Source organism: Pseudomonas sp. DWP3-1-2, from assembly GCF_049896285.1.
Taxonomy (GTDB): domain Bacteria; phylum Pseudomonadota; class Gammaproteobacteria; order Pseudomonadales; family Pseudomonadaceae; genus Aquipseudomonas.
Map to the genome: position 1 here is coordinate 40843 of NZ_JAFCTZ010000003.1, position 20011 is coordinate 60853.

The 20011-nt window shown below is 59.1% G+C and carries 23 protein-coding genes; 7 read left to right on the forward strand and 16 right to left on the reverse strand.

The annotated features are described in order from the left end of the window. Window positions 1–25: 25 nt before the first annotated feature. The 11 genes from ACP7B0_RS09080 to ACP7B0_RS09130 all read right to left on the reverse strand — a co-directional run bounded on the left by ACP7B0_RS09080 (window position 26) and on the right by ACP7B0_RS09130 (window position 9828). Window positions 26–565: a DUF2878 domain-containing protein gene (locus tag ACP7B0_RS09080; protein ID WP_426140920.1), complete on the reverse strand. Its 540-nt coding sequence runs from the start codon at window positions 563–565 to the stop codon at window positions 26–28. Then, a complete protein-coding gene (locus ACP7B0_RS09085; protein ID WP_426140921.1) occupies window positions 558–1826 on the reverse strand; it encodes a class I SAM-dependent methyltransferase in 1269 nt (422 codons plus the stop codon). The genes ACP7B0_RS09080 and ACP7B0_RS09085 overlap by 8 nt, the downstream gene beginning before the upstream one ends. Then, on the reverse strand, window positions 1813–2613 hold the full coding sequence (locus tag ACP7B0_RS09090) for a DUF1365 domain-containing protein (protein WP_426140923.1): 801 nt from the start codon (window positions 2611–2613) through the stop codon (window positions 1813–1815). Before ACP7B0_RS09090 ends, ACP7B0_RS09085 begins: the two co-directional genes overlap by 14 nt. Next, complete coding sequence (locus ACP7B0_RS09095; protein ID WP_426140924.1) at window positions 2610–3857, reverse strand: NAD(P)/FAD-dependent oxidoreductase; 1248 nt, start codon at window positions 3855–3857, stop codon at window positions 2610–2612. The genes ACP7B0_RS09090 and ACP7B0_RS09095 overlap by 4 nt, the downstream gene beginning before the upstream one ends. Beyond that, a complete protein-coding gene (locus tag ACP7B0_RS09100; protein WP_426140925.1) occupies window positions 3854–4642 on the reverse strand; it encodes an SDR family NAD(P)-dependent oxidoreductase in 789 nt (262 codons plus the stop codon). Before ACP7B0_RS09100 ends, ACP7B0_RS09095 begins: the two co-directional genes overlap by 4 nt. Continuing rightward, entirely contained in the window at window positions 4639–5061 is a 423-nt protein-coding gene (locus ACP7B0_RS09105; protein WP_426140926.1) for a nuclear transport factor 2 family protein, read from the reverse strand. Before ACP7B0_RS09105 ends, ACP7B0_RS09100 begins: the two co-directional genes overlap by 4 nt. After that, window positions 5054–6502: a deoxyribodipyrimidine photo-lyase gene (gene phrB / locus ACP7B0_RS09110; protein WP_426140928.1), complete on the reverse strand. Its 1449-nt coding sequence runs from the start codon at window positions 6500–6502 to the stop codon at window positions 5054–5056. Before phrB ends, ACP7B0_RS09105 begins: the two co-directional genes overlap by 8 nt. 9 nt (window positions 6503–6511) lie before the next feature. After that, window positions 6512–7441, reverse strand: coding sequence for a MerR family transcriptional regulator (locus tag ACP7B0_RS09115; RefSeq protein ID WP_426140929.1), 930 nt, complete (start codon window positions 7439–7441; stop codon window positions 6512–6514). Between the two features lie 3 nt (window positions 7442–7444). Next, window positions 7445–8401, reverse strand: coding sequence for a YbgA family protein (locus tag ACP7B0_RS09120; protein WP_426141540.1), 957 nt, complete (start codon window positions 8399–8401; stop codon window positions 7445–7447). A 228-nt stretch (window positions 8402–8629) separates the two neighbouring features. Further along, entirely contained in the window at window positions 8630–8845 is a 216-nt protein-coding gene (locus ACP7B0_RS09125; RefSeq protein ID WP_426140930.1) for a TIGR02450 family Trp-rich protein, read from the reverse strand. Further along, a complete protein-coding gene (locus ACP7B0_RS09130; RefSeq protein WP_426140931.1) occupies window positions 8842–9828 on the reverse strand; it encodes an NAD(P)/FAD-dependent oxidoreductase in 987 nt (328 codons plus the stop codon). The genes ACP7B0_RS09125 and ACP7B0_RS09130 overlap by 4 nt, the downstream gene beginning before the upstream one ends. Before the next feature lie 290 nt (window positions 9829–10118). Between ACP7B0_RS09130 and ACP7B0_RS09135 the strand changes: the two genes are divergently transcribed. After that, on the forward strand, window positions 10119–11021 hold the full coding sequence (locus ACP7B0_RS09135; protein ID WP_426140932.1) for a TIGR01777 family oxidoreductase: 903 nt from the start codon (window positions 10119–10121) through the stop codon (window positions 11019–11021). 13 nt (window positions 11022–11034) lie between these two features. Beyond that, window positions 11035–12060, forward strand: a complete 1026-nt coding sequence (gene hemH / locus ACP7B0_RS09140) for a ferrochelatase (RefSeq protein ID WP_426140933.1) — start codon at window positions 11035–11037, stop codon at window positions 12058–12060. A gap of 259 nt (window positions 12061–12319) precedes the next feature. Here hemH and ACP7B0_RS09145 read toward each other — a convergent pair whose 3' ends face one another. Together ACP7B0_RS09145 and upp are read right to left on the reverse strand one after the other, a co-directional pair. After that, entirely contained in the window at window positions 12320–13597 is a 1278-nt protein-coding gene (locus ACP7B0_RS09145; protein ID WP_426140934.1) for a uracil-xanthine permease family protein, read from the reverse strand. Beyond that, window positions 13597–14235: a uracil phosphoribosyltransferase gene (upp, locus tag ACP7B0_RS09150; protein ID WP_426140935.1), complete on the reverse strand. Its 639-nt coding sequence runs from the start codon at window positions 14233–14235 to the stop codon at window positions 13597–13599. The genes ACP7B0_RS09145 and upp overlap by 1 nt, the downstream gene beginning before the upstream one ends. Window positions 14236–14418: 183 nt before the next feature. Here upp and ACP7B0_RS09155 point away from each other — a divergent pair, with 183 nt between their 5' ends. The 3 genes from ACP7B0_RS09155 to ACP7B0_RS09165 all read left to right on the forward strand — a co-directional run bounded on the left by ACP7B0_RS09155 (window position 14419) and on the right by ACP7B0_RS09165 (window position 15993). Further along, the gene (locus ACP7B0_RS09155; protein ID WP_426140936.1) at window positions 14419–14976 is read left to right on the forward strand and encodes a hypoxanthine-guanine phosphoribosyltransferase; all 558 of its coding nucleotides are present in this window, start codon (window positions 14419–14421) and stop codon (window positions 14974–14976) included. Between the two features lie 173 nt (window positions 14977–15149). Continuing rightward, on the forward strand, window positions 15150–15638 hold the full coding sequence (locus ACP7B0_RS09160; protein ID WP_426140938.1) for a hypothetical protein: 489 nt from the start codon (window positions 15150–15152) through the stop codon (window positions 15636–15638). Between the two features lie 67 nt (window positions 15639–15705). Continuing rightward, window positions 15706–15993 (forward strand): PA4642 family protein, encoded by a 288-nt coding sequence (locus tag ACP7B0_RS09165; protein ID WP_426140939.1) that lies wholly within the window; start codon window positions 15706–15708, stop codon window positions 15991–15993. Between the two features lie 72 nt (window positions 15994–16065). Here ACP7B0_RS09165 and mqo read toward each other — a convergent pair whose 3' ends face one another. Further along, window positions 16066–17574, reverse strand: a complete 1509-nt coding sequence (mqo, locus tag ACP7B0_RS09170; protein ID WP_426140941.1) for a malate dehydrogenase (quinone) — start codon at window positions 17572–17574, stop codon at window positions 16066–16068. Between the two features lie 731 nt (window positions 17575–18305). Continuing rightward, entirely contained in the window at window positions 18306–18539 is a 234-nt protein-coding gene (locus ACP7B0_RS09175) for a hypothetical protein (protein WP_426140942.1), read from the reverse strand. Between the two features lie 173 nt (window positions 18540–18712). Between ACP7B0_RS09175 and ACP7B0_RS09180 the strand changes: the two genes are divergently transcribed. Beyond that, window positions 18713–19294 carry a YajG family lipoprotein gene (locus tag ACP7B0_RS09180; RefSeq protein ID WP_426140943.1) on the forward strand — a complete coding sequence of 194 codons (582 nt, stop codon included), beginning with the start codon at window positions 18713–18715 and terminating at the stop codon, window positions 19292–19294. 79 nt (window positions 19295–19373) lie between these two features. On the opposite strand, the gene ACP7B0_RS09185 is transcribed toward ACP7B0_RS09180, so the two are convergent. After that, complete coding sequence (locus ACP7B0_RS09185) at window positions 19374–19580, reverse strand: hypothetical protein (protein WP_426140944.1); 207 nt, start codon at window positions 19578–19580, stop codon at window positions 19374–19376. A 146-nt stretch (window positions 19581–19726) separates the two neighbouring features. Between ACP7B0_RS09185 and ACP7B0_RS09190 the strand changes: the two genes are divergently transcribed. Continuing rightward, entirely contained in the window at window positions 19727–19996 is a 270-nt protein-coding gene (locus ACP7B0_RS09190; protein ID WP_426140945.1) for a hypothetical protein, read from the forward strand. Window positions 19997–20011 lie beyond the last annotated feature (15 nt).

Sequence of the window (20011 nt, forward strand, 5' to 3'; positions counted from 1 at the left end):
GGCGCGCAGTGTATGCCAGCACAGGTCACTCGTGTGGAACGTCTGACCGATGCCCGTCAGAATTATTGGTCTGTCTCGTCCGAAGATACCTGGCGAGCCCTTGCAGCAGCGGAAACACCACCGCCCATATCACGCCCAGTACCAGCATGCTGGGCCACAGCCCCAAGGGCAGTTGTACACCCGCCAATTGCGAGCCGGCGTAATACGACATCGGCCCACCTATTGCGCCCAGCAGGCTGGCGCGCCACCAGGGGCTGGCAGTCCAGCTCAGGCAATGATTGAGCGTTGTCGCCAGTATCGCCCACAGCAGGATCAGCCACACCGGGATCAAAGGCCCGCCCGTATCGAAATCAAACAGGCCCATCATGAGCAAAACACTGTCGAGAACAGTGCCTAGACCTGTTATCCACAGCAGTAATTTGCCTTCGGCGGCCCACGAACTTATCCACAGCAGATGCACGATCAATACGCCAATCGGGATCAGCAGCCAAACACTGTCGCCGCCCAGGACACAGGCGAACCACCCGGCCTGGAACAGCGCCGCGTTAGCGATTGTTTTAAGCATCGAAGCGGCCGAGCAGCGGTTGTGGCTGTGCCGAGGGTTTGGCCAGCAGCAGTTGCGCGGTGCCGATGGTGCGCTCCAGAAAGCCCCCCTCGCAATAACACAGGTAAAACTCCCACAGGCGCAGGAAGTAATCGTCGTAGCCCAGTTCCATCAGATAGCCGTGGGCGTGGCGAAAGTTGTCATGCCACAGCCGTAAGGTGCGGGCGTAATGCAGGCCGAAGTCTTCCATGTGCAACAGGTTCATGTCGGTGTCGCGACCTACGATCTCGATCATTTTGTGCACCGACGGCAGTGCGCCGCCGGGAAAGATATAACGCTGGATGAAGTCGACACTGCGCTTGGCTTGCTCGTACCGCTGTTCGCGAATGGTGATGGCTTGCAGCAGCATCAAACCGTTGTCCTTGAGCAGGTGCGAACATTGCTTGAAATACGTCGGTAGAAATCGATGGCCGACGGCTTCGATCATCTCGATGGACACCAGCTTGTCGAACCGGCCTGTAAGGTCCCGGTAATCCTTGAGCAACAAGGTGACTTGATCTTGCAGGCCCAGTTTGGCGATGCGCTGCTCGGTGTAAGCGAACTGCTCTTTGGACAGGGTCGTGGTGGTGACACGGCAGCCATAGTGCTGGGCCGCGTAGATCGCCATGCTGCCCCAGCCGGTGCCGATTTCCAGCAAGTGATCTTCGGGCTTGAGCGACAGTTTCTGGCAGATGCGTTCCAACTTGTTTAGCTGCGCTTGCTCCAGCGTGTCCTCGGGGGTGAGGAATTGCCCGGCGGAATACATCATGGTGGGGTCGAGAAATTGTTCGAACAGCTCATTGCCCAGGTCGTAATGGGCGGCAATGTTCTTCTGGGACCCTTCACGGGTGTTGCGATTGAGCCAGTGCAGACTGTGAATGAACGGCCGCCCGAGACGGGCAATGCCGCCTTCCATGCTGTCGAGCACATCCAGATTACTGACGAAAATCCGGATGACGGCAGTCAGGTCCGGCGAGGTCCAGTAACCATGAATGTAGGCTTCGCCCGCGCCAATGGAGCCTGAACTGGCAACCATGCCCCAGGTGGCGGAATCCAGTACATGAATTTCACCCTGGATGAGCGCGCCGGCGATGCCGAATACATGGCGTTCGTCACCTTCAACAAGGACCAGTTGTCCTTTTTGCAGTCTTGCCAACTGACGCAAAACACCTCGGCGCAGCAGGTTGGCGGTCAGGCTGTTGGTACCCAGATTGGCAGAAAACCCAGTGCTACTGCTTTTCATGGCGTTGGTCCTTGGGTTGCGCGGCGGCGGTGCGATAGTCGCCTTCAGCAGCCTGATGCGGAAAAATCGGAATGCGTTTGATAAAAAGACGCGCGGCCTGCCAGTAAATGGCCAGGCACGTTTTCGCGGTCATCCAGGGGAATGTCAGCAGATAACGATGCAAGGTCTGGCGGTTCAGCACCTGACGCTCAAGGTTCAGGGTGGCGTCGAACATCTTCAGCTCCCCCTGCCAGTCGGCCATATGCACCCCAAGGCGGTCACCGGGCTGGCTGAAACTCATGCGGTACTCAAGGTCGCGGGGCAGGAAAGGCGACACATGAAAGGCCTTGGCCACCGCGAAATGCTGATGAGATTCGCCATTGGCGGGCAGCACGTAGTGATAACGCTCGCGCCAGGGTGTGTTGGTGACTTCGCACAGAATGGCGGCGAGCGTGCCGTCTACTTCATGGCAATAAAAAAAACTGACCGGGTTGAACGCCAGGCCCCAACTGCGAGGCTGGGTCAGCAGGCAGACCTTGCCCAAGGGGGTATGGCCCAGTGCCGCCCCCACGAGTCGGCGCACGGCATCGATCAGCGGTGTGCCGCTTCCGGTCATTGCGTGCAGGTAATCGGTTTCCCGAAAGGAAAACGGCGCAAATCTTCGCGCTCCCGCCAGGGGCGACAGGTCAAGCACGGCCGCCTGTTCGTCCAGATCCAGGTACAGCAGGCCGATCCGATAACGGAATGCATGGCCCTTGGGGGCGAACCGGCGATGGCTGATCCAGCCGCTGTACAAGGCGCTGTTCACAAGGACTCACCGAACTCGGCCGCCACGCGCAGCGCGCTGACAACACCGTCCTCGTGGAAGCCATTGGCCCAGTACGCGCCACAGAACCAGGTGTGGTTGGCACCGTTGAGCTCTTGCCAGCGGCTCTGGGCTGCAACGCCTGCCAGACTGTATTGCGGGTGGGAATAGCGGTAGCGGGCGAGGATTTTCTGCGGATCAATGGCGGCAGTCTGATTCAGGCTGACGCAGAAGGTGGTGTCGCTTTCGATCCCCTGCAGAATATTCATGTCATAGGTGACAGCGGCCATCTGGGTTTCGTCGCCGCCGAGCCGATAGTTCCAGCTGGCCCATGCCAACGGCCGTTTGGGCAGCAGATTGATGTCGGTGTGCAACACCACCTCGTTTTCGGCGTAGGGCAGGGCGCCGAGAATGGCCTGTTCGGTGGCGGTGGGGTCTGCCAGCAGCCTGAGCGCCTGATCGCTATGGCAGGCAAAAATCACCTTGTCGAAACGCTCGCTGCCGGACGCACTGTTGACCATCACGCCCTTGGCGTCCCGGTGAACGCTATGCACCGGGCAGGCAAGGCGGATCCGATGCTGGAACGACTCGATCAACGGCTCGACGTAACGGCTTGAGCCGCCCTCGATAACACACCACTGCGGACGATTGCTGATGGACAGCAGCCCGTGATTCTTGAAAAAACGCACGAAGAACTGCAACGGAAACCCCAGCATGTCCGCCAGGGACATCGACCAGATCGCCGCGCCCATAGGCACGATGTAGTGCTCAGTGAAGCGCTGCCCATAGCCGGCGCTTTTCAGGTAGGCGCCCAACGTGGTGTCCTGGGCGATGCGCTTGCTTTGCAGGTCATCCAGCGCTTCCCGGTTGAAGCGCAAGATGTCACGCAGCATGCCCCAGAAGCTGGGTGACAACAGGTTGCTGCGCTGGGCGAACAGGCTGTTGAGGTTATTGCCGTTATATTCAGTCCCGGTTTTCGGATCGCACACCGAAAAACTCATCTCGGTGGGCTTGAACGCAACGCCGAGCTGTTCCAGCAGGCGGATGAAGTTCGGGTAAGTCCAGTCGTTGAATACGATGAACCCGGTGTCGATAGCGTAATCGCGGCCGTCGACCTGAACGTCAACTGTATGGGTGTGACCGCCGATCCAGTCCTCAGCTTCGAAGACCGTAATTTCATGGGCGCGGTTGAGCAGATAGGCGCTGGTCAGGCCGGCAATGCCGCTGCCAATGATGGCTATTTTCATCGCCCACCCTTCATCGGCTGCGACGTTCGCGCCATACGCTTGCCCAAGGCCAGTTGCACCCGCGTCGGCAGCGCCGACAACAGGCGCAGCATCAGGATGAACAGCATGGGGAACGAGATTTCCAGTGGGCGGCGGTTACGGTGCAGGCGTTCTGCAATGTATTGGGCGGCCTTGTTTGCCGACCAGCGCATGGGCATGGCGAAGTCGTTTTTGGCGGTCAGCGGTGTGTCGACAAAGCCTGGGCTGACAACCGTGACATCGATACCTTCATGGGCCAGATCAATGCGCAGCGACTCGAACAGATAGCGCATCCCGGCCTTGGAGGCGCCGTAGGCTTCGCTTCGGGTCAACGGCACGAAGGTGACCGAACTGCAAACTCCCACCAGGTGAGGCTGTTGCCCATGGCGAAGCAGCAGCAATGCTTCTTGCACGCAGTAGGAACTGGCCAGCAGATTGGTGCGTACCACACGTTCGAACAGCGCCGCGTCGTAAGCGCTGCTGTCGATGTATTCGCAGGTGCCGGCGTTGAGTATGGCGGTGTCCAGCGCGCCCCATACCTGGGTTATTCGGTCGCCAATGTCCGTGACTTTCTGGCCATCGGTGACATCGCCGGGCACCAGCAGCACCTGTTGTGGATAGCGTTTTTCCAGGTCTTCAAGTGGCTGAAGCGTTCGCGCTGTCAGAGCGACCAGATGACCGTCCTTGAGCAGTTGCTCAGCCAGCGCCAGGCCGATACCGCTGCTGGCGCCCGTCAACCAGATGCGTCGTGGGTTCGGATTTGTCATGCCAGTCTCCCTTTGAGCCACGCAATGCTTCGTCCCATGATGGGCAGGTGCTCGTAGAGCAACGCCCCGGCATCGAAGTAGTCGCGGTGTTGATAAACCTTGTCGGCCCAGAGCAAGTGCGAACAGCCATCCACGCGGATCAGGCCGCCTTTGGCCAGACGTGGGTGCGCGTAGCTCATGGTCCAGCGCAGATAGCCGCTGCCTGGCGTGACTTCATCGAAGCCGTAGAAATCGAAATGCAGACGGCTGACATTGGCGTACAGCTGGGCGAAGTAGTCCTGCATGGGCTTCAGGCCACGGATCTTGTGCAGCGGGTCGGTAAAAACCACGTCGTCGCTGTACAGGGTGCCGAGCCGGTGCAGGCTGTTTTTGTCCAGCGCCGCAAACTCATGGGCAAAGCGCCGCAGGTAATCACTCATGGTCAGGCTCGCTGGTGGTGTTGCGATGCGGCAGGGCCTTGAAAGCGGCCAGGGCTCGGGCGCGGCTTTTGCTCAGGTCGACGATGGGCCTGGGATAATCCGCCACCCCGAACAGCCCGCCGGCGGCTGCCGGGTTATGCAGTTCTTTTTTGTTTAACCCGGCCAGTTCAGGCAGCCATTGCTTGAGGAAGCGCCCCTCGGGGTCGAATCGTTCCGACTGGGCCACCGGGTTGAAGATCCGGAAATACGGCACCGAGTCTGTGCCCGTGGACGAGCTCCATTGCCAGCCGCCGTTGTTGGCCGCCAGGTCGCCGTCAATCAGATGCTGCATGAAGAACCGCTCGCCTTCGCGCCAGTCGATGAGCAGGTTCTTGGTCAGGAACATGGCAACCACCATGCGCAGGCGGTTATGCATCCAGCCGGTGTCCAGTAGCTGACGCATGGCCGCATCGATGATCGGCAAACCCGTGCGGCCTTGTTGCCAGGCCGCCAGTTCTTGCGGAGCATCACGCCATTTCAGCGCTTCGGTTTCGGGGCGAAAAGCCCGGTGGCGGGAGACGCGCGGGTAACCCACCAGAATATGTTTGTAGAATTCGCGCCACAGCAGCTCATTGATCCAGGTGACCGCGCCAACGCTGCCAGTCTCGAACTCGCCATGGTTACTGACCAGCGCGGCATGCAGGCATTGACGCGGCGAAATCACGCCAGCCACAAGATACGCTGACAGCTGGCTGGTGCCGGGCTTGGCGGGGAAATCGCGCTCGCTGCGGTAATAGTCGATTTGCTCATCGCTGAATGCGGCCAGTCGGCGGCGGGCTTCATCTTCGCCCGCGGGCCACAAGGCTTGAAGCGCGGCACTGGGGCGCTCGAAGCCTTCTACCTGGTCGGGCACCGGGTCACTGTCGATGTTCAGTGCCTGTTTTTTTTTCGGCGCATGGACCAGTGGCGGCATGGCTTGATGCATGCGTGCATAGCAAACCTTGCGGAACTGGCTGAAGACCTTGAAGTAACTGCCGGTTTTGGTCACCACGCTGCCCGGTTTGAACAGCAGTTGATCCAGATAAGTGCGCCAGTGGATGCCTGCCTGGTCAAGGGCGCTCGCCACCGCCTGATCACGCCGGGTTTCATGGATGCCGTATTCATCGTTGGCATGCACGGCCTGGATCTTGTGCTCGCGACACAGCGTAAGCAACACGTTCGGTGCCTGGTCCCAGGTATTAGCGTGGCGAATCAACAACGGTACGTTCAGGCTGGCCAGTGCATTTTTGACCTGCGCGAGGTTGCGCATCCAGAAATCCACTTTGCACGCCGCGTCGTCATGGCGCCTCCACTGTTCTGGGCTGATCAGGTAGACGGCCACGGTCGGTCCCTGCTCCATGGCAGCGGTCAACGCCGTGTTGTCGTGAGTGCGCAAATCACTGCGCAGCCAAAGCAGTTGCATGGTCATTCCTTAGATAAGCCCGAGTTCTTGCAATGCGGTTTGTGCGGCCGGCGGGCCGTCCGCCAGGGTCAGGCCCTCTATGCGGGTCGCGGGGGTGACGAGTTCGTTGTAATGAATGCGCACAGCCGAGCCCACCAGCAGGGCAGGGCAGGCGACATTGGTCAGGAGCTTGGGAAACTGTCCGATGTTCAGCGCCTTGCTGGAGTACAGCAGCACCGCTCGGGACTTGAGCAGCTCGCTGGCCAGGGCCAGCTCACCGGCCGGGAGCGGCCAGTCAAAGACCTCCACGGCACAGTCACAACTGCTGATCAGCCAGGCCGTCAGCCACAAGTGAGGCTCCAGGGACAGGTCGGAATGATTGATCAGCAATACCGGCGCACCGCTCAACTGGCGGTTGTTGTGGTAAATCCGCGCGCCCAGCTTGCTGCGCAGCCAGGAGTAAAAGAACACGCGCTCCATCTGTCCGCCGAAATGACCTTGCCAGCGGCATTCCAGCTCTGACAGCAGCGGCATCAGCAACTGTTCGCAGAGCGTGCGCGGGGGATAAAGCGACATCGCTTGGTTGAACGCATCATCGACCCGGCGTTCGGCCAACTCACCGATGAGGGTGATCAGGGTTTGACGCAGTGCATCCCAGTCGTTGCCGGGCACGCTGGCCTCTTGCTGACGGCTGTCGATCAAATGCTTGACCTGGCTGACCGAAACGCCACGGTTCAGCCAGGTGAGAATGTTCATCACCCGCTGCACGTGATAATCCGAATAGAGCCGATGCCCCTTGGGCGTGCGATGGGGGACGATCAACCCATAACGGCGTTCCCAGGCGCGCAACGTGACGGCGTTGACGCCGGTTTGCCGAGCGACTTCGCGAATCGGCAACCAGCCCTCTTCAAGGGCCAGGCCAACTTCGTCTTCATGGTCGGGGTGGGTCGGGTCATTCATGGTTCAGATCGCATTCCGCAGGCTGAGGTTTTCCGGATGCGGTTGCATGTAAACCTGCAGCGCCACATAGGGATCGGGGTGTTGGCGGAAGTGATGCTTGAGCAAGGTCAGCGGCACGATCAGAGGCACGATGCCTTGATGGTATTGAGTGATGAGCTGCTGGATCTCCTGCTTGTCGGCGGCGCTGATGGTCTGTTTCAGATAGCCGGTCAAATGCTGCAGGACATTGGTATGTGTGCGACGGGTAGCGCATTTTTTCAGCGCGGCCATCAGGTCACTGAAATACTGCGCGGCGATGTCGTTTGGGTCGCTGCGGCCCATGCTGCCGAGCATGTTGCCCAGCGCTCTGTACTGAACCGGGTCGTTGGCCATCAGTTGATATTTATAGCGCGAGTGGAATTCGGTCAGGCTGCGGCGAGTGAGGCCGGCTTCGAGCAGTTCATGCCAGGCGGCATAGGCAAACACGCGGGTGATGAAATTTTCCCGCAGTATCGGGTCGTTCAGACGGCCGTCTTCCTCTACGGGCAGATTGGGATGGCGTGCGCAAAACGCCTTGGCGTAAATACCGGTCCCACCGCCGTCCACGGGGGCGCCGTTTTCCCGGTAAACCTTGACCCGCTCCAGGCCGCACGATGGCGACTTTTGCATGAAGATGTAGCCGCTGATGTCACTCAGTTCATCGGCCATCTGAACGCCGTAATCGGCCAGCGCCTGGGTAACATTCAGTTCGCGGTTGACGCTGCCTAGGGCTTGGGGATTTTCCGCATCACCCACCAACCGGATAGGTTCGCGAGGAATGCCCATGCCGATAGCCACTTCAGGGCAGGCAGGCACGAACTCGAAGTAGTCGGTCAGGGCACGGGTGCATAAGTGCGATTCTTTGTGACCGCCATTGAAGCGCACCTCGGCTCCCAGCAGACAGGCGCTGACACCTAGCTTCGGTTTACGGGATGCAGGCATGGTCATGGCGGAACCTCTGATCAGGACCTGTACAGATTCGGTTTTCTGTACAACTTCCTGTCATCATAGGTGCGCAGCTGTACAAGTCAAATTATTTGTACAGGTTATGTAGTGGCTTGTGCGGGAGGGGTTATCTGGCGGGGAGGAGCAAATCGGAAGAAAGTGACGTCATTGACACACAGACAGCGGACTCACCTTGACAAGGTTGGTGCTTCTTGGACGATTCAGCTACTTCCAGCCCATCCGCCAGGTCTCGTCGTTCTGCAAGGTCTGCCACGCCAGGCGTTCGCTGCGTTGCGTCAACACGGCCTGAAGTTCAACCTCCAGCACCGTGCCGTCTTCGTCGCGAAACAACTCGGTGACCATAAAATGTTTTTCCCGATTCACAGGACGTGCTGCCGTCCATTTCGACAGCAGCAGTTTGCTCGGGTTAAGCCGGTTCAATTCAGGTGTTCCATGAGGCGCCGTGCCGATTCCTGGCCGCTGAGCCAGGCGCCTTCGACGCGGCCGGACAGGCACCAATCGCCACACACATAAATACCCAGGTCAGGGTCGGACAACGCCCCCCATTCGTGTGCGCTGGCTGGCCGGGCATAAAGCCAGCGATGGGCGAGGCTGAAGCTGGGTTCGGGCATTGCGCAGCCGATCAACTCCGCAAACGCTCCATGCAAGTGCTCGATGACTGTTTCCTTGGGCATGTCCAGATGCTGCTTGCTCCAACTGCTGGTTGCATGCAACACCCAGGTGTCGAGGGTCACGTCGCGGCCCGGTTTGCTGCGGTTGCGAGCCAGCCAGTCAATCGGGCTGTCTTGCACAAAACAGCCCTCAAGCGGGGTTTGCAGCGGTTGGGCGAACGCCAGGGCGACGGCCCAGGTCGGGTCCATTTTTACGCCCGCGGCGACGCCTGCAAGTTTCGGCGCGGCTGCCAGTAACGTTGTCGCTTGCGGCGCTGGCGTGGCGATAATCACATGGCTGAAAGGGCCATGGCTCTGGCCTTCGGCATCCTGGAGATTCCAGTGTTGTTCACCCTGGAATACTTCTGTAATCCGGCAGGAAAACGTAACGGGCAAATCACCCAGCATGGCTCGGGTAATAGCACTCATGCCGGGCGTGCCCACCCAGCGCACTTGTTCGTCCGGCGACGGGCTGAGCTGGCCTGCATGATAGTTGTAGAGCGAAGGGGTCCACTGGGCCACGCAGCCCTGAGCCTGCCACTGTTGAACGGCCGCCATGAAGCGCCGATCACGGGCGGTGAAATACTGGGCGCCCATATCGAGGGAGCCTGCATCGCTGCGTTTGCTGGCCATCCTTCCACCGCTGCCGCGGCTTTTGTCGAAAAGATGGACACTGTGCCCGGCAGCATTAAGTGCCTGGGCGGCGGAGAGTCCGGCAATGCCGGTACCGATGATTGCGATAGGTACGGTCATAGGGGCCTCGTTACCTTGTCTGTACAGACTACGCCGTAGTTAAAACCTGTACAATATTGTTTTTTGGTATAACTTGCAGCCATCTGCGGCTTACACGTTGTCGAGTGCTGCTTGTACGGCTCACGCCAAAGATCCAGCACGTAAACGTCTTGTGCAACTGTGCGAAGGGATAGTCCCGCTTTACGCTTTCAAGGTTTGGCCTATCGTTCAAACACAGGCTGGAGATTTTTTTCAGCGTCTTGAAAAATAGACTACGCAATGGCCCCGAACGCCACTCAAGGAACCCTGCCATGCACATATTGCTGACCGGCGGTACTGGTTTGCTAGGACGTCAGTTATGCCGACTCTGGCAACAACAAGGTCACCAACTGACCGTCTGGAGTCGTCGACCCAGGGAAGTCACGCGTGTGTGCGGCGAGTCCGTGCGAGGCATCGCGCACCTCAACGAGCTTGGCGAAGAACCGGTGGATGCGGTGATCAACCTGGCTGGCGCGCCCATTGCGGACCGCCCCTGGACCCGCAAGCGCAAGGCGCTGTTGTGGGACAGCCGGGTCGGGCTGACCGAGCAATTGCTGGTTTGGCTTGAGCAGCGTGAGCACAAGCCTCGGGTGATGATCAGCGGATCGGCGGTCGGCTGGTACGGCGACGGCGGTGAGCGAGAGCTGGACGAGACCTCACAACCGGTCAACGAAGATTTCGCCAGCAAATTGTGTGGCGCGTGGGAAGAAACCGCCCTGCGCGCAGAAGCCTTGGGGGTGCGAGTCGTCGTCATTCGCACCGGGCTGGTGCTGTCCAAGGAAGGGGGCTTTCTGCAGCGGCTGTTGCTGCCTTTCAAGTTGGGAATGGGCGGCCCGATCGGCAGCGGTCGGCAATGGATGCCCTGGATTCACATTCAAGATCAAATCGCCGCCATTGATTTTCTGTTGCGAGAGAATGAAGCACAGGGTCCGTATAATCTCTGCGCGCCATCACCGGTACGCAACCGGGATTTTGCCAGGAGCCTGGCCGGGGTGCTGCATCGGCCCTCGTTCATGCCATTGCCCGGTATTGCCCTGAAGGTTTTGATGGGCGAGCTGTCTGTGTTGCTGCTGGGTGGACAGCGGGCTCGCCCGACCCGTCTGGAAGCCGCTGGTTTTATTTTTCGATTTGCCGAACTGGACGCCGCCCTGGATAACTTACTCGGCCGCCACTGAAATAGGATGTTGCATGACCGATCACGCGCTGTTACTGGTCAATCTGGGTTCGCCGGCCTCTACTTCGGTGGCGGACGTGCGCAGTTACCTCAATCAATTCCTGATGGACCCTTACGTTATCGATCTGCCTTGGCCGGTGCGCCGGTTGTTGGTGTCGTTGATCCTGATAAAACGCCCTGAGCAGTCCGCTCATGCCTACGCCTCGATCTGGTGGGACGAAGGCTCGCCCCTGGTGGTGCTGAGCAAGCGCCTGCATCAAGCGATGACCCACGAGTGGAAACACGGCCCTGTGGAACTGGCCATGCGCTATGGCGAGCCGTCCATCGAGACCGTTCTGACTCGCCTGGCCGGTCAGGGCATCAAAAAAGTGACGCTCGCGCCCCTGTATCCGCAGTTTGCCGACAGCACGGTGACCACGGTAATTGAAGAGGCAAAGCGAGTGGTGCGCACCCAAGACCTGAAAATGCAATTTTCAGTGTTGCAGGCCTTTTACGACCAGCCGGAGTATCTGGATGCGCTGGTGGAAAATGTTCGCCCGCACTTGCAACAACCTCATGATCATCTGTTGCTGAGCTTTCATGGTTTGCCCGAGCGTCATCTGCTCAAGCTCGACCCGACACGCAGCCACTGCCTTAAAGGCCCGGATTGCTGCATGACCGCGCCGCCTGAAGTCCTGGCGACGTGCTATCGCGCGCAGTGCATCCAGTCTGCGGCAGCCTTTGCCAACCGCATGGGCATCCCTGACGGCAAATGGTCGGTGTCCTTTCAGTCCCGTCTGGGACGGGCGAAATGGATCGAACCCTATACCGAGGCGCGCCTCGAAGCGTTGGCCGCTCAGGGCGTGAAGAAGTTATTGGTCATGTGTCCGGCGTTTGTCGCGGACTGCATCGAAACCCTGGAAGAGATCGGTGATCGCGGTGCGGAGCAGTTCAAGGCAGCGGGGGGAGAGGAGCTGGTGCTGATCCCGTGCCTGAACGATGACCCCAACTGGGCGGCGGCGCTGAACCGCCTGTGCGAGCGGGCGCCGTTGATGTTGTAAAGAACCCGTCGCGTTGGAGCGAGGCTTGCCCGCGAATCAGAATTTCAGGCGACCTATATGTATCGCCTGATACGACGTATTCGCGGGCAAGCCTCGCTCCAACGGGATTTGCGTTCAATACCGTCACATCTCTGCCACGAGAGCGCCCCACGTTGGAGCGAGGCTTGCCCGCGAATCAGAATTTCAGGCGACCTATATAGATCGCCTGATACGACGTATTTGCGGGCAAGCTTCGCTCCAACGGTCTCTTTAGTGGCCGTTACGGCAACTGATCATCCAGATGCTTGTTCTTCCAGCTGTCATTGCCCGGCAGCAGCAGGTTCAGCGCAATCGCAGTCACGGCGCACAGCGCGATGCCCTTGAGGCCGAAATCGTCCGGGCCGTTGCCGGTGCCGATCAACACACCGCCAATACCGAACACCAGCGTCACCGAGACGATGACCAGATTGCGTGCTTCTGCCAGATCGACCTTGTGGCGAATCAGGGTGTTCATGCCCACCGCTGCAATCGAACCGAACAACAGGCAGAGAATCCCGCCCATTACCGGCACCGGAATGCTTTGCAGCAGCGCACCGAACTTGCCGATGAAGGCCAGGCTGATGGCGAAGATCGCCGCCCAGGTCATGATCTTCGGGTTGTAGTTCTTGGTCAGCATCACGGCGCCGGTCACTTCGGCATAGGTCGTATTGGGCGGGCCGCCGAACAGACCGGCTGCCGTGGTGGCGATCCCGTCGCCCAGCAACGTGCGGTGCAGGCCGGGTTTCTTCAGGTAATCGCGCCCGGTCACACTGCCCACAGCGATCACCCCACCGATATGTTCAATGGCCGGAGCCAGGGCCACGGGCACGATGAACAGAATCGCCTGCCAGTTGAATTCCGGCGCCGTGAACGCAGGCAACGCCAACCAGGGCGCTGCGGCGATTTTTGCGGTGTCGACCACGCCGAAATAAAACGCCAGAGCGAACCCCACCAGCACCCCGGAAATGATCGGCACCAGGCGAAAAATCCCTTTGCCGAACACCGCGACAATCAGCGTCGTCAGCAGGGCAGGCATGGAGATCCACATGGCGACGTTATAGGGAATCAGTTCGGCACCATCGCCGGACTTGCCCATCGCCATATTGGCCGCAATCGGCGCCATGGCCAGGCCGATGGAAATGATCACCGGGCCAATCACCACGGGTGGCAGCAGGCGGTCGATGAAACCGGTGCCTTTGATCTTCACTGCCAGCCCGAGGAAGGTATAGACAAAGCCCGCCGCCATGATGCCGCCCATGGTCGCTGCCAGGCCGAACTGGCCCTTGGCGAGAATGATCGGCGTGATGAAGGCGAAGCTCGACGCCAGGAAAACCGGCACTTGCCGCCCGGTAACCAGCTGGAACAGCAAAGTGCCCAGGCCCGCCGTAAACAGCGCGACGTTAGGATCCAGCCCCGTGATCAATGGCATAAGTACCAGCGCACCGAACGCCACGAAGAGCATCTGCGCGCCCGATAAAACCGTGCGCCACAGTGGATCGTTGAACTCGTCCTGCTTCATTACGCGTCCTTTTGCTTGGTGCCGAAAATCTTGTCGCCGGCATCGCCAAGACCCGGAATGATGTAGCCGTGTTCGTTAAGACGCTCGTCGATGGAAGCGGTGTAGATCGTCACGTCCGGGTGAGCCAGCTCCACCGCTGCGATACCTTCCGGCGCGGCCACCAGCACCATGGCGCGGATTTCCTTGCAGCCGGCTTTTTTCAGCAGGTTGATCGTGGCAACCATCGAACCGCCGGTAGCGAGCATCGGGTCGATAATCATCGCCAGGCGCTCGTCGATCTCCGGTACCAGCTTTTCCAGATAAGTGTGTGCTTCGAGGGTTTCTTCATTGCGGGCCACGCCTACGGCGCTCACCTTGGCACCCGGAATCAGCCTGAGCACGCCATCGAGCATGCCGATGCCGGCGCGCAGGATCGGCACCACGGTGATCTTCTTGCCAGCAATTTTCTCGACCTTGACGGTGCCGGCCCAACCCTGGATGTCATAGGTTTCCAGAGGCAGATCAGCGGTGGCTTCGTAAGTGAGCAGGGAACCCACTTCCTGCGCCAGTTCACGGAAATTCTTGGTGCTGATGTCGGCACGGCGCATCAGGCCGAGCTTGTGGCGGATCAGCGGGTGACGTATTTCACGGATAGGCATAAAAAAGGCTCCGGGCGGGGGCAAAAAAACGGCCTAGGGTAATCTATTCAGCTGTTACTGTCCTACGTGTGTTACGGCGTTTTCATACGAATCCTGACACGTTAGTCCAGAATTGCTTGCTCTGACCCGAGCGGATGCGTACCTTTGCCCGCTTTTCTTACACTGCCCCCACTGGAGAGCGTCATGTCTGCTGATCTCGAGCATATCCGTCAAATCATGCGCGAGGCTGACTGCCTCTACACCGAAGCCGAAGTCGAAGCCTCTATCGCTCGGGTCGGCGCGCAAATCAATGCCGAACTTGCCGACCGCAACCCGGTGGTGTTCTGCGTGATGAACGGCGGCCTGATCTTCGCTGGCAAGCTGCTGACTCACTTGAACTTCCCTCTGGAAGCCTCGTACCTGCACGCGACCCGTTATCGCAACGAAACCAGCGGCGGCGACCTGTTCTGGAAAGCCAAGCCAGAAGTCTCGTTCATTGATCGCGACGTGCTGATCATTGACGACATCCTCGACGAAGGTCACACCCTGGGTGCGATCATCGACTTCTGTAAACACGCCGGTGCCAGCGCTGTACACACTGCCGTACTGATCGACAAGGATCACGATCGCAAGGCCCGCCCTGACCTGAAAGCCGATTTCGTCGGTCTGCCGTGCATCGACCGCTACATCTTCGGTTACGGCATGGATTACAAAGGCTACTGGCGCAACGCAGCCGGGATCTACGCGGTTAAAGGGATGTAATCCTGACACCGTGGGACCGGCTTTAGCCGGGGAGGGGTATTTCAGGCGATGCAGATGCAGCGAACGCCCTGGCCTCTTCCCGGCTGAAGCGGGTCCCACAGGTTCTCCGTTTGCTGCGCGACAGCGCGTTTCTGCATGCTAAAGTGCCAGCCCAGTTCTTGCGGAAAGTCGAAATGAAGCTGTTGATCCGTAGCGCTGCGTTGGCCATGTTGTTCGGCTTGCCCCTCGTGGCAACCGTTTCAGCCGAGCCAATGCATGCCCAGTATTTGCCGCCTGATGACCTGAACGTTCGGGAAGGCCAACCCGAACAGCAACAGTTGCTGCAGATCACCGAGTATTCGGTGGTGATCGGTTCCCAGCGTCAGTCCAATCAACAACCGATTCCGGTGACATCGCCGATATTGCTGCGCCTCAAGGGCAAGCCCTTGAACAAGGGAGCGACGATAGCCGAGGTGCTGATCCATTTCGACGGCGAAAGCAAAAGCCTGAAGAAGCCGACCTTTGATGATCAAACCCGCACGCTCACCTTGTATTACCCGGTCACGCAGTACCGGGTGCTGCTGGATCTGCTGCGCAGCGAAAAGGTCTATTGCCAGTTCCTGAGCTACGCCAACGGCCACGTCTGGGCCGACTTGCACACCACGCCTGCGCGTATGCGTTGAGCCTTTAGCCGGGTGGGGGGTAAACTGCCCGCCGGTTAACATGTCCGCGATTCAGTGGGAGTCAGCAATGCGTAAAGATAAGAAGCAGTTGATCGGAGACGAGATCGGCGATGCGCAGGTCAAATCGTTTCTGGACTTCGAGCCGGTCGACGCCACGTCGCCGTCGCTGCACAAGCTGATCAAGGCCTACCGTGGTTTGCGGGTCAATGATTTCGAGCGTTTTCTGGTGTTCTTCCGCGAGGCGGGTTACGACCTGGAAGGCAAGGACGAACACGGGAATGACTTCATTGCCTTGATCAAGGATCAGCGCAATGCCGAGGAATACATCGAACTGATCGAAAAGGCTCGCGGCTGATACCGGCTGTCTTTGCGGTCAAACGCCAGAGCAAAAAAAACGCCCGCAAGGGCGTTTTTTTATGGGGGACGATTACGCGATGCTTTGCGCTTCGCTGCGTTTCTCGACCAGTTCAAGGCGCTCGTTGTTCAGGGTGCTGACGCGCTCATACAGCTGCGCGTCGGTTTCCAGCGCTTTTTCCCGGGCCGGGAAAATCTCGTTGAGCTTGGCCGCCCATTCGCCACGGGCTTTTTCCGGGAAGCAGCGGTCAAGCAGTTCCAGCATGATCGAGACGGTGACCGATGCGCCAGGGGAAGCGCCCAGCAACGCCGCGAGGCTGCCGTCTTTCGCGGAAACCAGCTCGGTGCCGAATTGCAGCACGCCGCCTTTCTTGGCGTCTTTCTTGATGATCTGCACCCGCTGCCCGGCCACTTCCAGGCGCCAGTCTTCAGCCTTGGCTTCAGGGTAAAAACGACGCAGGGAGTCAAGGCGCTGTTCCATGGACTGCATCACTTCGCTGACCAGGTATTTAGTCAGGTCCATGTTGTCCCGGGCCACGGCCAGCATCGGTTTGATGTTGGCGGCGCGAACCGACAGCGGCAGATCCAGAAAGGAGCCGTGCTTGAGGAACTTGGTGGTGAAACCGGCGTATGGCCCGAACAACAGGGATTTCTTGCCATCCACCACACGGGTGTCGAGATGTGGTACGGACATCGGCGGCGAACCCACGGCCGCCTGGCTGTAAACCTTGGCCTGGTGGTGTTTGACCACTTCCGGATTGTCGCAACGCAGCCACTGGCCGCTGACCGGGAAACCACCGAAACCTTTGCTTTCTTCGATGCCGGACATTTGCAGCAACGGCAAGGCCGCGCCACCTGCGCCGAGAAAGACGAATTTTGCGTCGATTTCGCGGGTGCTGCCGCTGTTCACGTCTTTTATGCTGACGCTCCAGCCAGCGCCCTTGCGGCTCAGGCCGGTCACGCGCTTGCAGTATTTGACCTGAGAGTCCGGCGTGCTGGTCAGGTGTTTGAGCAACTGATTGGTCAGGTTGCCGAAGTTGACGTCGGTGCCATGCATCACGCGAGTGGCCGCGATTTTCTCATCGGCTGGACGGCCGGGCATCATCAAAGGCATCCACTCGGCCAGGGTTGCCTTGTCTTCGGTGTACTCCATGGACGCGAACGCGTGATGCGTGCGCATGGCTTCGTAGCGAGTCTTGAGAAAAGCGATGCCTTGCTCGCCCTGGACAAAGCTCAGGTGAGGCACGGGAGCGATAAACGACTTCGAGGAGCCGAAGGTGCCTTTTTGGGTGAGGTACGCCCAGAACTGCTTCGAGACTTCGAACTGGGTATTGATGTGCACGGCTTTTTTGATGTCGATGGAACCGTCGGCCGCGGGCGGCGTGTAGTTCAGTTCGCAAAGCCCGGCGTGACCGGTACCGGCGTTGTTCCACGGGTTGGAACTCTCCGCAGCGCCTGAATCCATCAGCTCAACGACTTCCAGCTTCAGGCTGGGGTCGAGCTCTTTGAGCAGTACGGCGAGGGTGGCACTCATGATGCCTGCCCCGACCAATACCACATCAACTGCTTCGTTATGCGCCATTAACGCGTCTCCAAAATCTGCAGCACCAAATTGACGGCATACGATCCCGAGGTCGGTCGCCAGGTTGCGGGGCGTGGATCAAAGTAGTCCCCAGGTAACGCTGGCCAGGATCGGCATGTCCGGTTCTTCGCAATTTTTCGCATCGTCAACGGAGGTCACCCTTCGGACCTGAATGTGCTGTTCTAAAAGCTTGCATGAACGCATTTTTCAGGTCGGTCGGCCATTCGACTATCGTCAAGGCCCCCGGTAATGCAACCAAATCCGTAGGGGACAGGCTTCAGACTCCGGTCATGGAGACTGCGCAGCAGCGATCAATCCTGTTCAAAGGGGCTGGGTCAGACGCTGATAATGGTGCATTTACAAACGCGTACCTATTCATTTGCTCGCCACACTCTTGTGAAGTTGTGAAACCCGTTTTTTTCACGCTCTTTTGGAAACGTGAAGCTCAAACCTCAAAAAGGGCTGCGCAATGGCAGCTCTGGCAGATCAAAGGCAGGCAAGAGTAAGGCGCTTTTTGGCAGGAAAGGTTCGAAACGATCCGCCGGCCAGCGAGTACAGGTGTCTGCACATGATCTGTGTGGGCGGCTCTCTGTGGGCGATACGAAGGCGCTAATTCGGTGATTAGCAATGCTGCGAGGCCCGATCAGGAGACGTCCTTATAATCGGGGGGAGATTATAGCGATGAAACGCAGGGAATTGATCTGATTAAGTGACTTTTATTCGTTGTGCGGTCAGATGATGAGCATTGCCCGGGCCGCGGATCGACCGGCGGCTCTGTGCAGACGGGCATGGGCTGGCAGTGGGCGACCCAGCCAGGTGCAATTTTCTTCGACGATTTCTACCCATTCATGCCCTGTTGGCGCCTGGCGGCAGTGTTTGAACGCGCGGCAAACGCCCGACTGATCGACACGAGCGTAGTGGCGGTACTTGCGACGTGGGCTGAACAGTGACCAGAGAAAGTCCATGGCGATGCTCCTGTTGGATTGAGCATAGGGTGCACGCTGGACGTGACATCATGGTTACACCCGTGTTGCTGAACCATTGCGGTCTGTTTACAGTCCGATTTTCAACTGGTTAGCGTGCCGTGCGCGCCGCTATACTGCGGCACATTTAGTGCCCTGCCCATGGAGAAATGAGCATGCTGCGTCGAATTTTGTTTGGTTTGCTTGCTGTCAGCAGTCTTACACTGGCCGGCTGTGCCCTCAGTCCGCAACAACTTAGTCCGCAACCCAAGCTGACCGCCCAACTCGCACCGGTAGGCCGTGGCCAGCCGGTTGTCGTGCGCGTGGTCGATGGGCGTCCAGGCCCGACACTGGGTACCCGCGGCGGCACTTACCCGGAAACCAGCGCCATCAGCGTCTCCAGTGCGGACCTGCTGCCTAAACTTCAGGCCCAGGCCGAGGCCGCTGTTCGCCTGCTAGGCTTCACGCCGAGCTCGAGCGGTAACGGTCCGCAATTGACCGTGACCCTGGCAGACCTTAAATATCAGTCGCCCAAGCAAGGGCTGTATGTCACCGAGGCGACGATCGGTTCGACCTTCCGTGCCGACGTGCAGAACAACGGCCGCAGCTACAGCGGTCGCTACGCCGCTTCGCTGGACCAACGCTTCGGCATGGCACCGAATCAGGAGACCAACACCAAGCTGGTCAGCGACGTGCTGAGCGACGCGCTGACGCGTCTGTTCCAGGATCAGACCATCGCCAGGATGCTGGCTGAGTAACAGCGTTACCGCTGAATCAAAAAAACCCGGCGCTCTGTGAGGAGGCCGGGTTTTTTGTTGTATGAACGGTCCGCTTACATCAAGCCGCCTGCTGGTAAAAATCCAGAAAGCTGAAGCCGGTCTGCTGATCCATATCCGGCAGATCGTGATGCTGGTGGCCGCCAAGGGCGCAGTACACCAGCCAATGGCGGTCCTGGACGTTGAATGAAAGACCGTCGATCAACGCTTCCTGCTCATCGCTCGGGGCGATCAGATAGAGGCGGTCCTGGTTGATTGCGTGCAGCATGACAAGCTCCAAAAGGGATCAAGGTCCAGCCTCGAGGAGCCATACAGTGCCCGGTTCAGGTTACGTTAAGGTGACGATGGCTAGATTGAATGGCAGATCAATCACGAATCTGCGGGCCCCCTTACACAGGAGCCAACGAGGCCGTCATGTCGCTGTTATCTCTGACTCCTGCCTTCACCCTCAACCTGTTCGCGCTACTGGCCGCTTGCCCTGGCGTGGCCTTGCTGTGCGCGACCCGCAACCGCGAGCGGCGCGAGCTCAAGCATCTGGCGGTGCTCTCGGCGTTGTCGCAGATTGATGAACCGATGCATTTAATGGACGGGGCGTCGTTGCGGATGAACCGGCTCTGCTACCGGGTCGGGGCGGCCTGCCTGGGGTTTGCCTTGCTGATGTCGTGGGTCAGCACATGGCTGTGAATGAAAAAAAGGCGC

Coding starts and splice junctions, on each gene's coding strand:
- ACP7B0_RS09080 (WP_426140920.1), bottom strand. CDS start 565: ATGCTTAAAACAATCGCTAACGCGGCGCTGTTCCAGGCCGGGTGGTTC.
- ACP7B0_RS09085 (WP_426140921.1), bottom strand. CDS start 1,826: ATGAAAAGCAGTAGCACTGGGTTTTCTGCCAATCTGGGTACCAACAGC.
- ACP7B0_RS09095 (WP_426140924.1), bottom strand. CDS start 3,857: ATGAAAATAGCCATCATTGGCAGCGGCATTGCCGGCCTGACCAGCGCC.
- ACP7B0_RS09100 (WP_426140925.1), bottom strand. CDS start 4,642: ATGACAAATCCGAACCCACGACGCATCTGGTTGACGGGCGCCAGCAGC.
- ACP7B0_RS09105 (WP_426140926.1), bottom strand. CDS start 5,061: ATGAGTGATTACCTGCGGCGCTTTGCCCATGAGTTTGCGGCGCTGGAC.
- phrB (WP_426140928.1), bottom strand. CDS start 6,502: ATGCAACTGCTTTGGCTGCGCAGTGATTTGCGCACTCACGACAACACG.
- ACP7B0_RS09115 (WP_426140929.1), bottom strand. CDS start 7,441: ATGAATGACCCGACCCACCCCGACCATGAAGACGAAGTTGGCCTGGCC.
- ACP7B0_RS09120 (WP_426141540.1), bottom strand. CDS start 8,401: ATGCCTGCATCCCGTAAACCGAAGCTAGGTGTCAGCGCCTGTCTGCTG.
- ACP7B0_RS09130 (WP_426140931.1), bottom strand. CDS start 9,828: ATGACCGTACCTATCGCAATCATCGGTACCGGCATTGCCGGACTCTCC.
- ACP7B0_RS09135 (WP_426140932.1), top strand. CDS start 10,119: ATGCACATATTGCTGACCGGCGGTACTGGTTTGCTAGGACGTCAGTTA.
- hemH (WP_426140933.1), top strand. CDS start 11,035: ATGACCGATCACGCGCTGTTACTGGTCAATCTGGGTTCGCCGGCCTCT.
- ACP7B0_RS09145 (WP_426140934.1), bottom strand. CDS start 13,597: ATGAAGCAGGACGAGTTCAACGATCCACTGTGGCGCACGGTTTTATCG.
- upp (WP_426140935.1), bottom strand. CDS start 14,235: ATGCCTATCCGTGAAATACGTCACCCGCTGATCCGCCACAAGCTCGGC.
- ACP7B0_RS09155 (WP_426140936.1), top strand. CDS start 14,419: ATGTCTGCTGATCTCGAGCATATCCGTCAAATCATGCGCGAGGCTGAC.
- ACP7B0_RS09160 (WP_426140938.1), top strand. CDS start 15,150: ATGAAGCTGTTGATCCGTAGCGCTGCGTTGGCCATGTTGTTCGGCTTG.
- ACP7B0_RS09165 (WP_426140939.1), top strand. CDS start 15,706: ATGCGTAAAGATAAGAAGCAGTTGATCGGAGACGAGATCGGCGATGCG.
- mqo (WP_426140941.1), bottom strand. CDS start 17,574: ATGGCGCATAACGAAGCAGTTGATGTGGTATTGGTCGGGGCAGGCATC.
- ACP7B0_RS09175 (WP_426140942.1), bottom strand. CDS start 18,539: ATGGACTTTCTCTGGTCACTGTTCAGCCCACGTCGCAAGTACCGCCAC.
- ACP7B0_RS09180 (WP_426140943.1), top strand. CDS start 18,713: ATGCTGCGTCGAATTTTGTTTGGTTTGCTTGCTGTCAGCAGTCTTACA.
- ACP7B0_RS09185 (WP_426140944.1), bottom strand. CDS start 19,580: ATGCTGCACGCAATCAACCAGGACCGCCTCTATCTGATCGCCCCGAGC.
- ACP7B0_RS09190 (WP_426140945.1), top strand. CDS start 19,727: ATGTCGCTGTTATCTCTGACTCCTGCCTTCACCCTCAACCTGTTCGCG.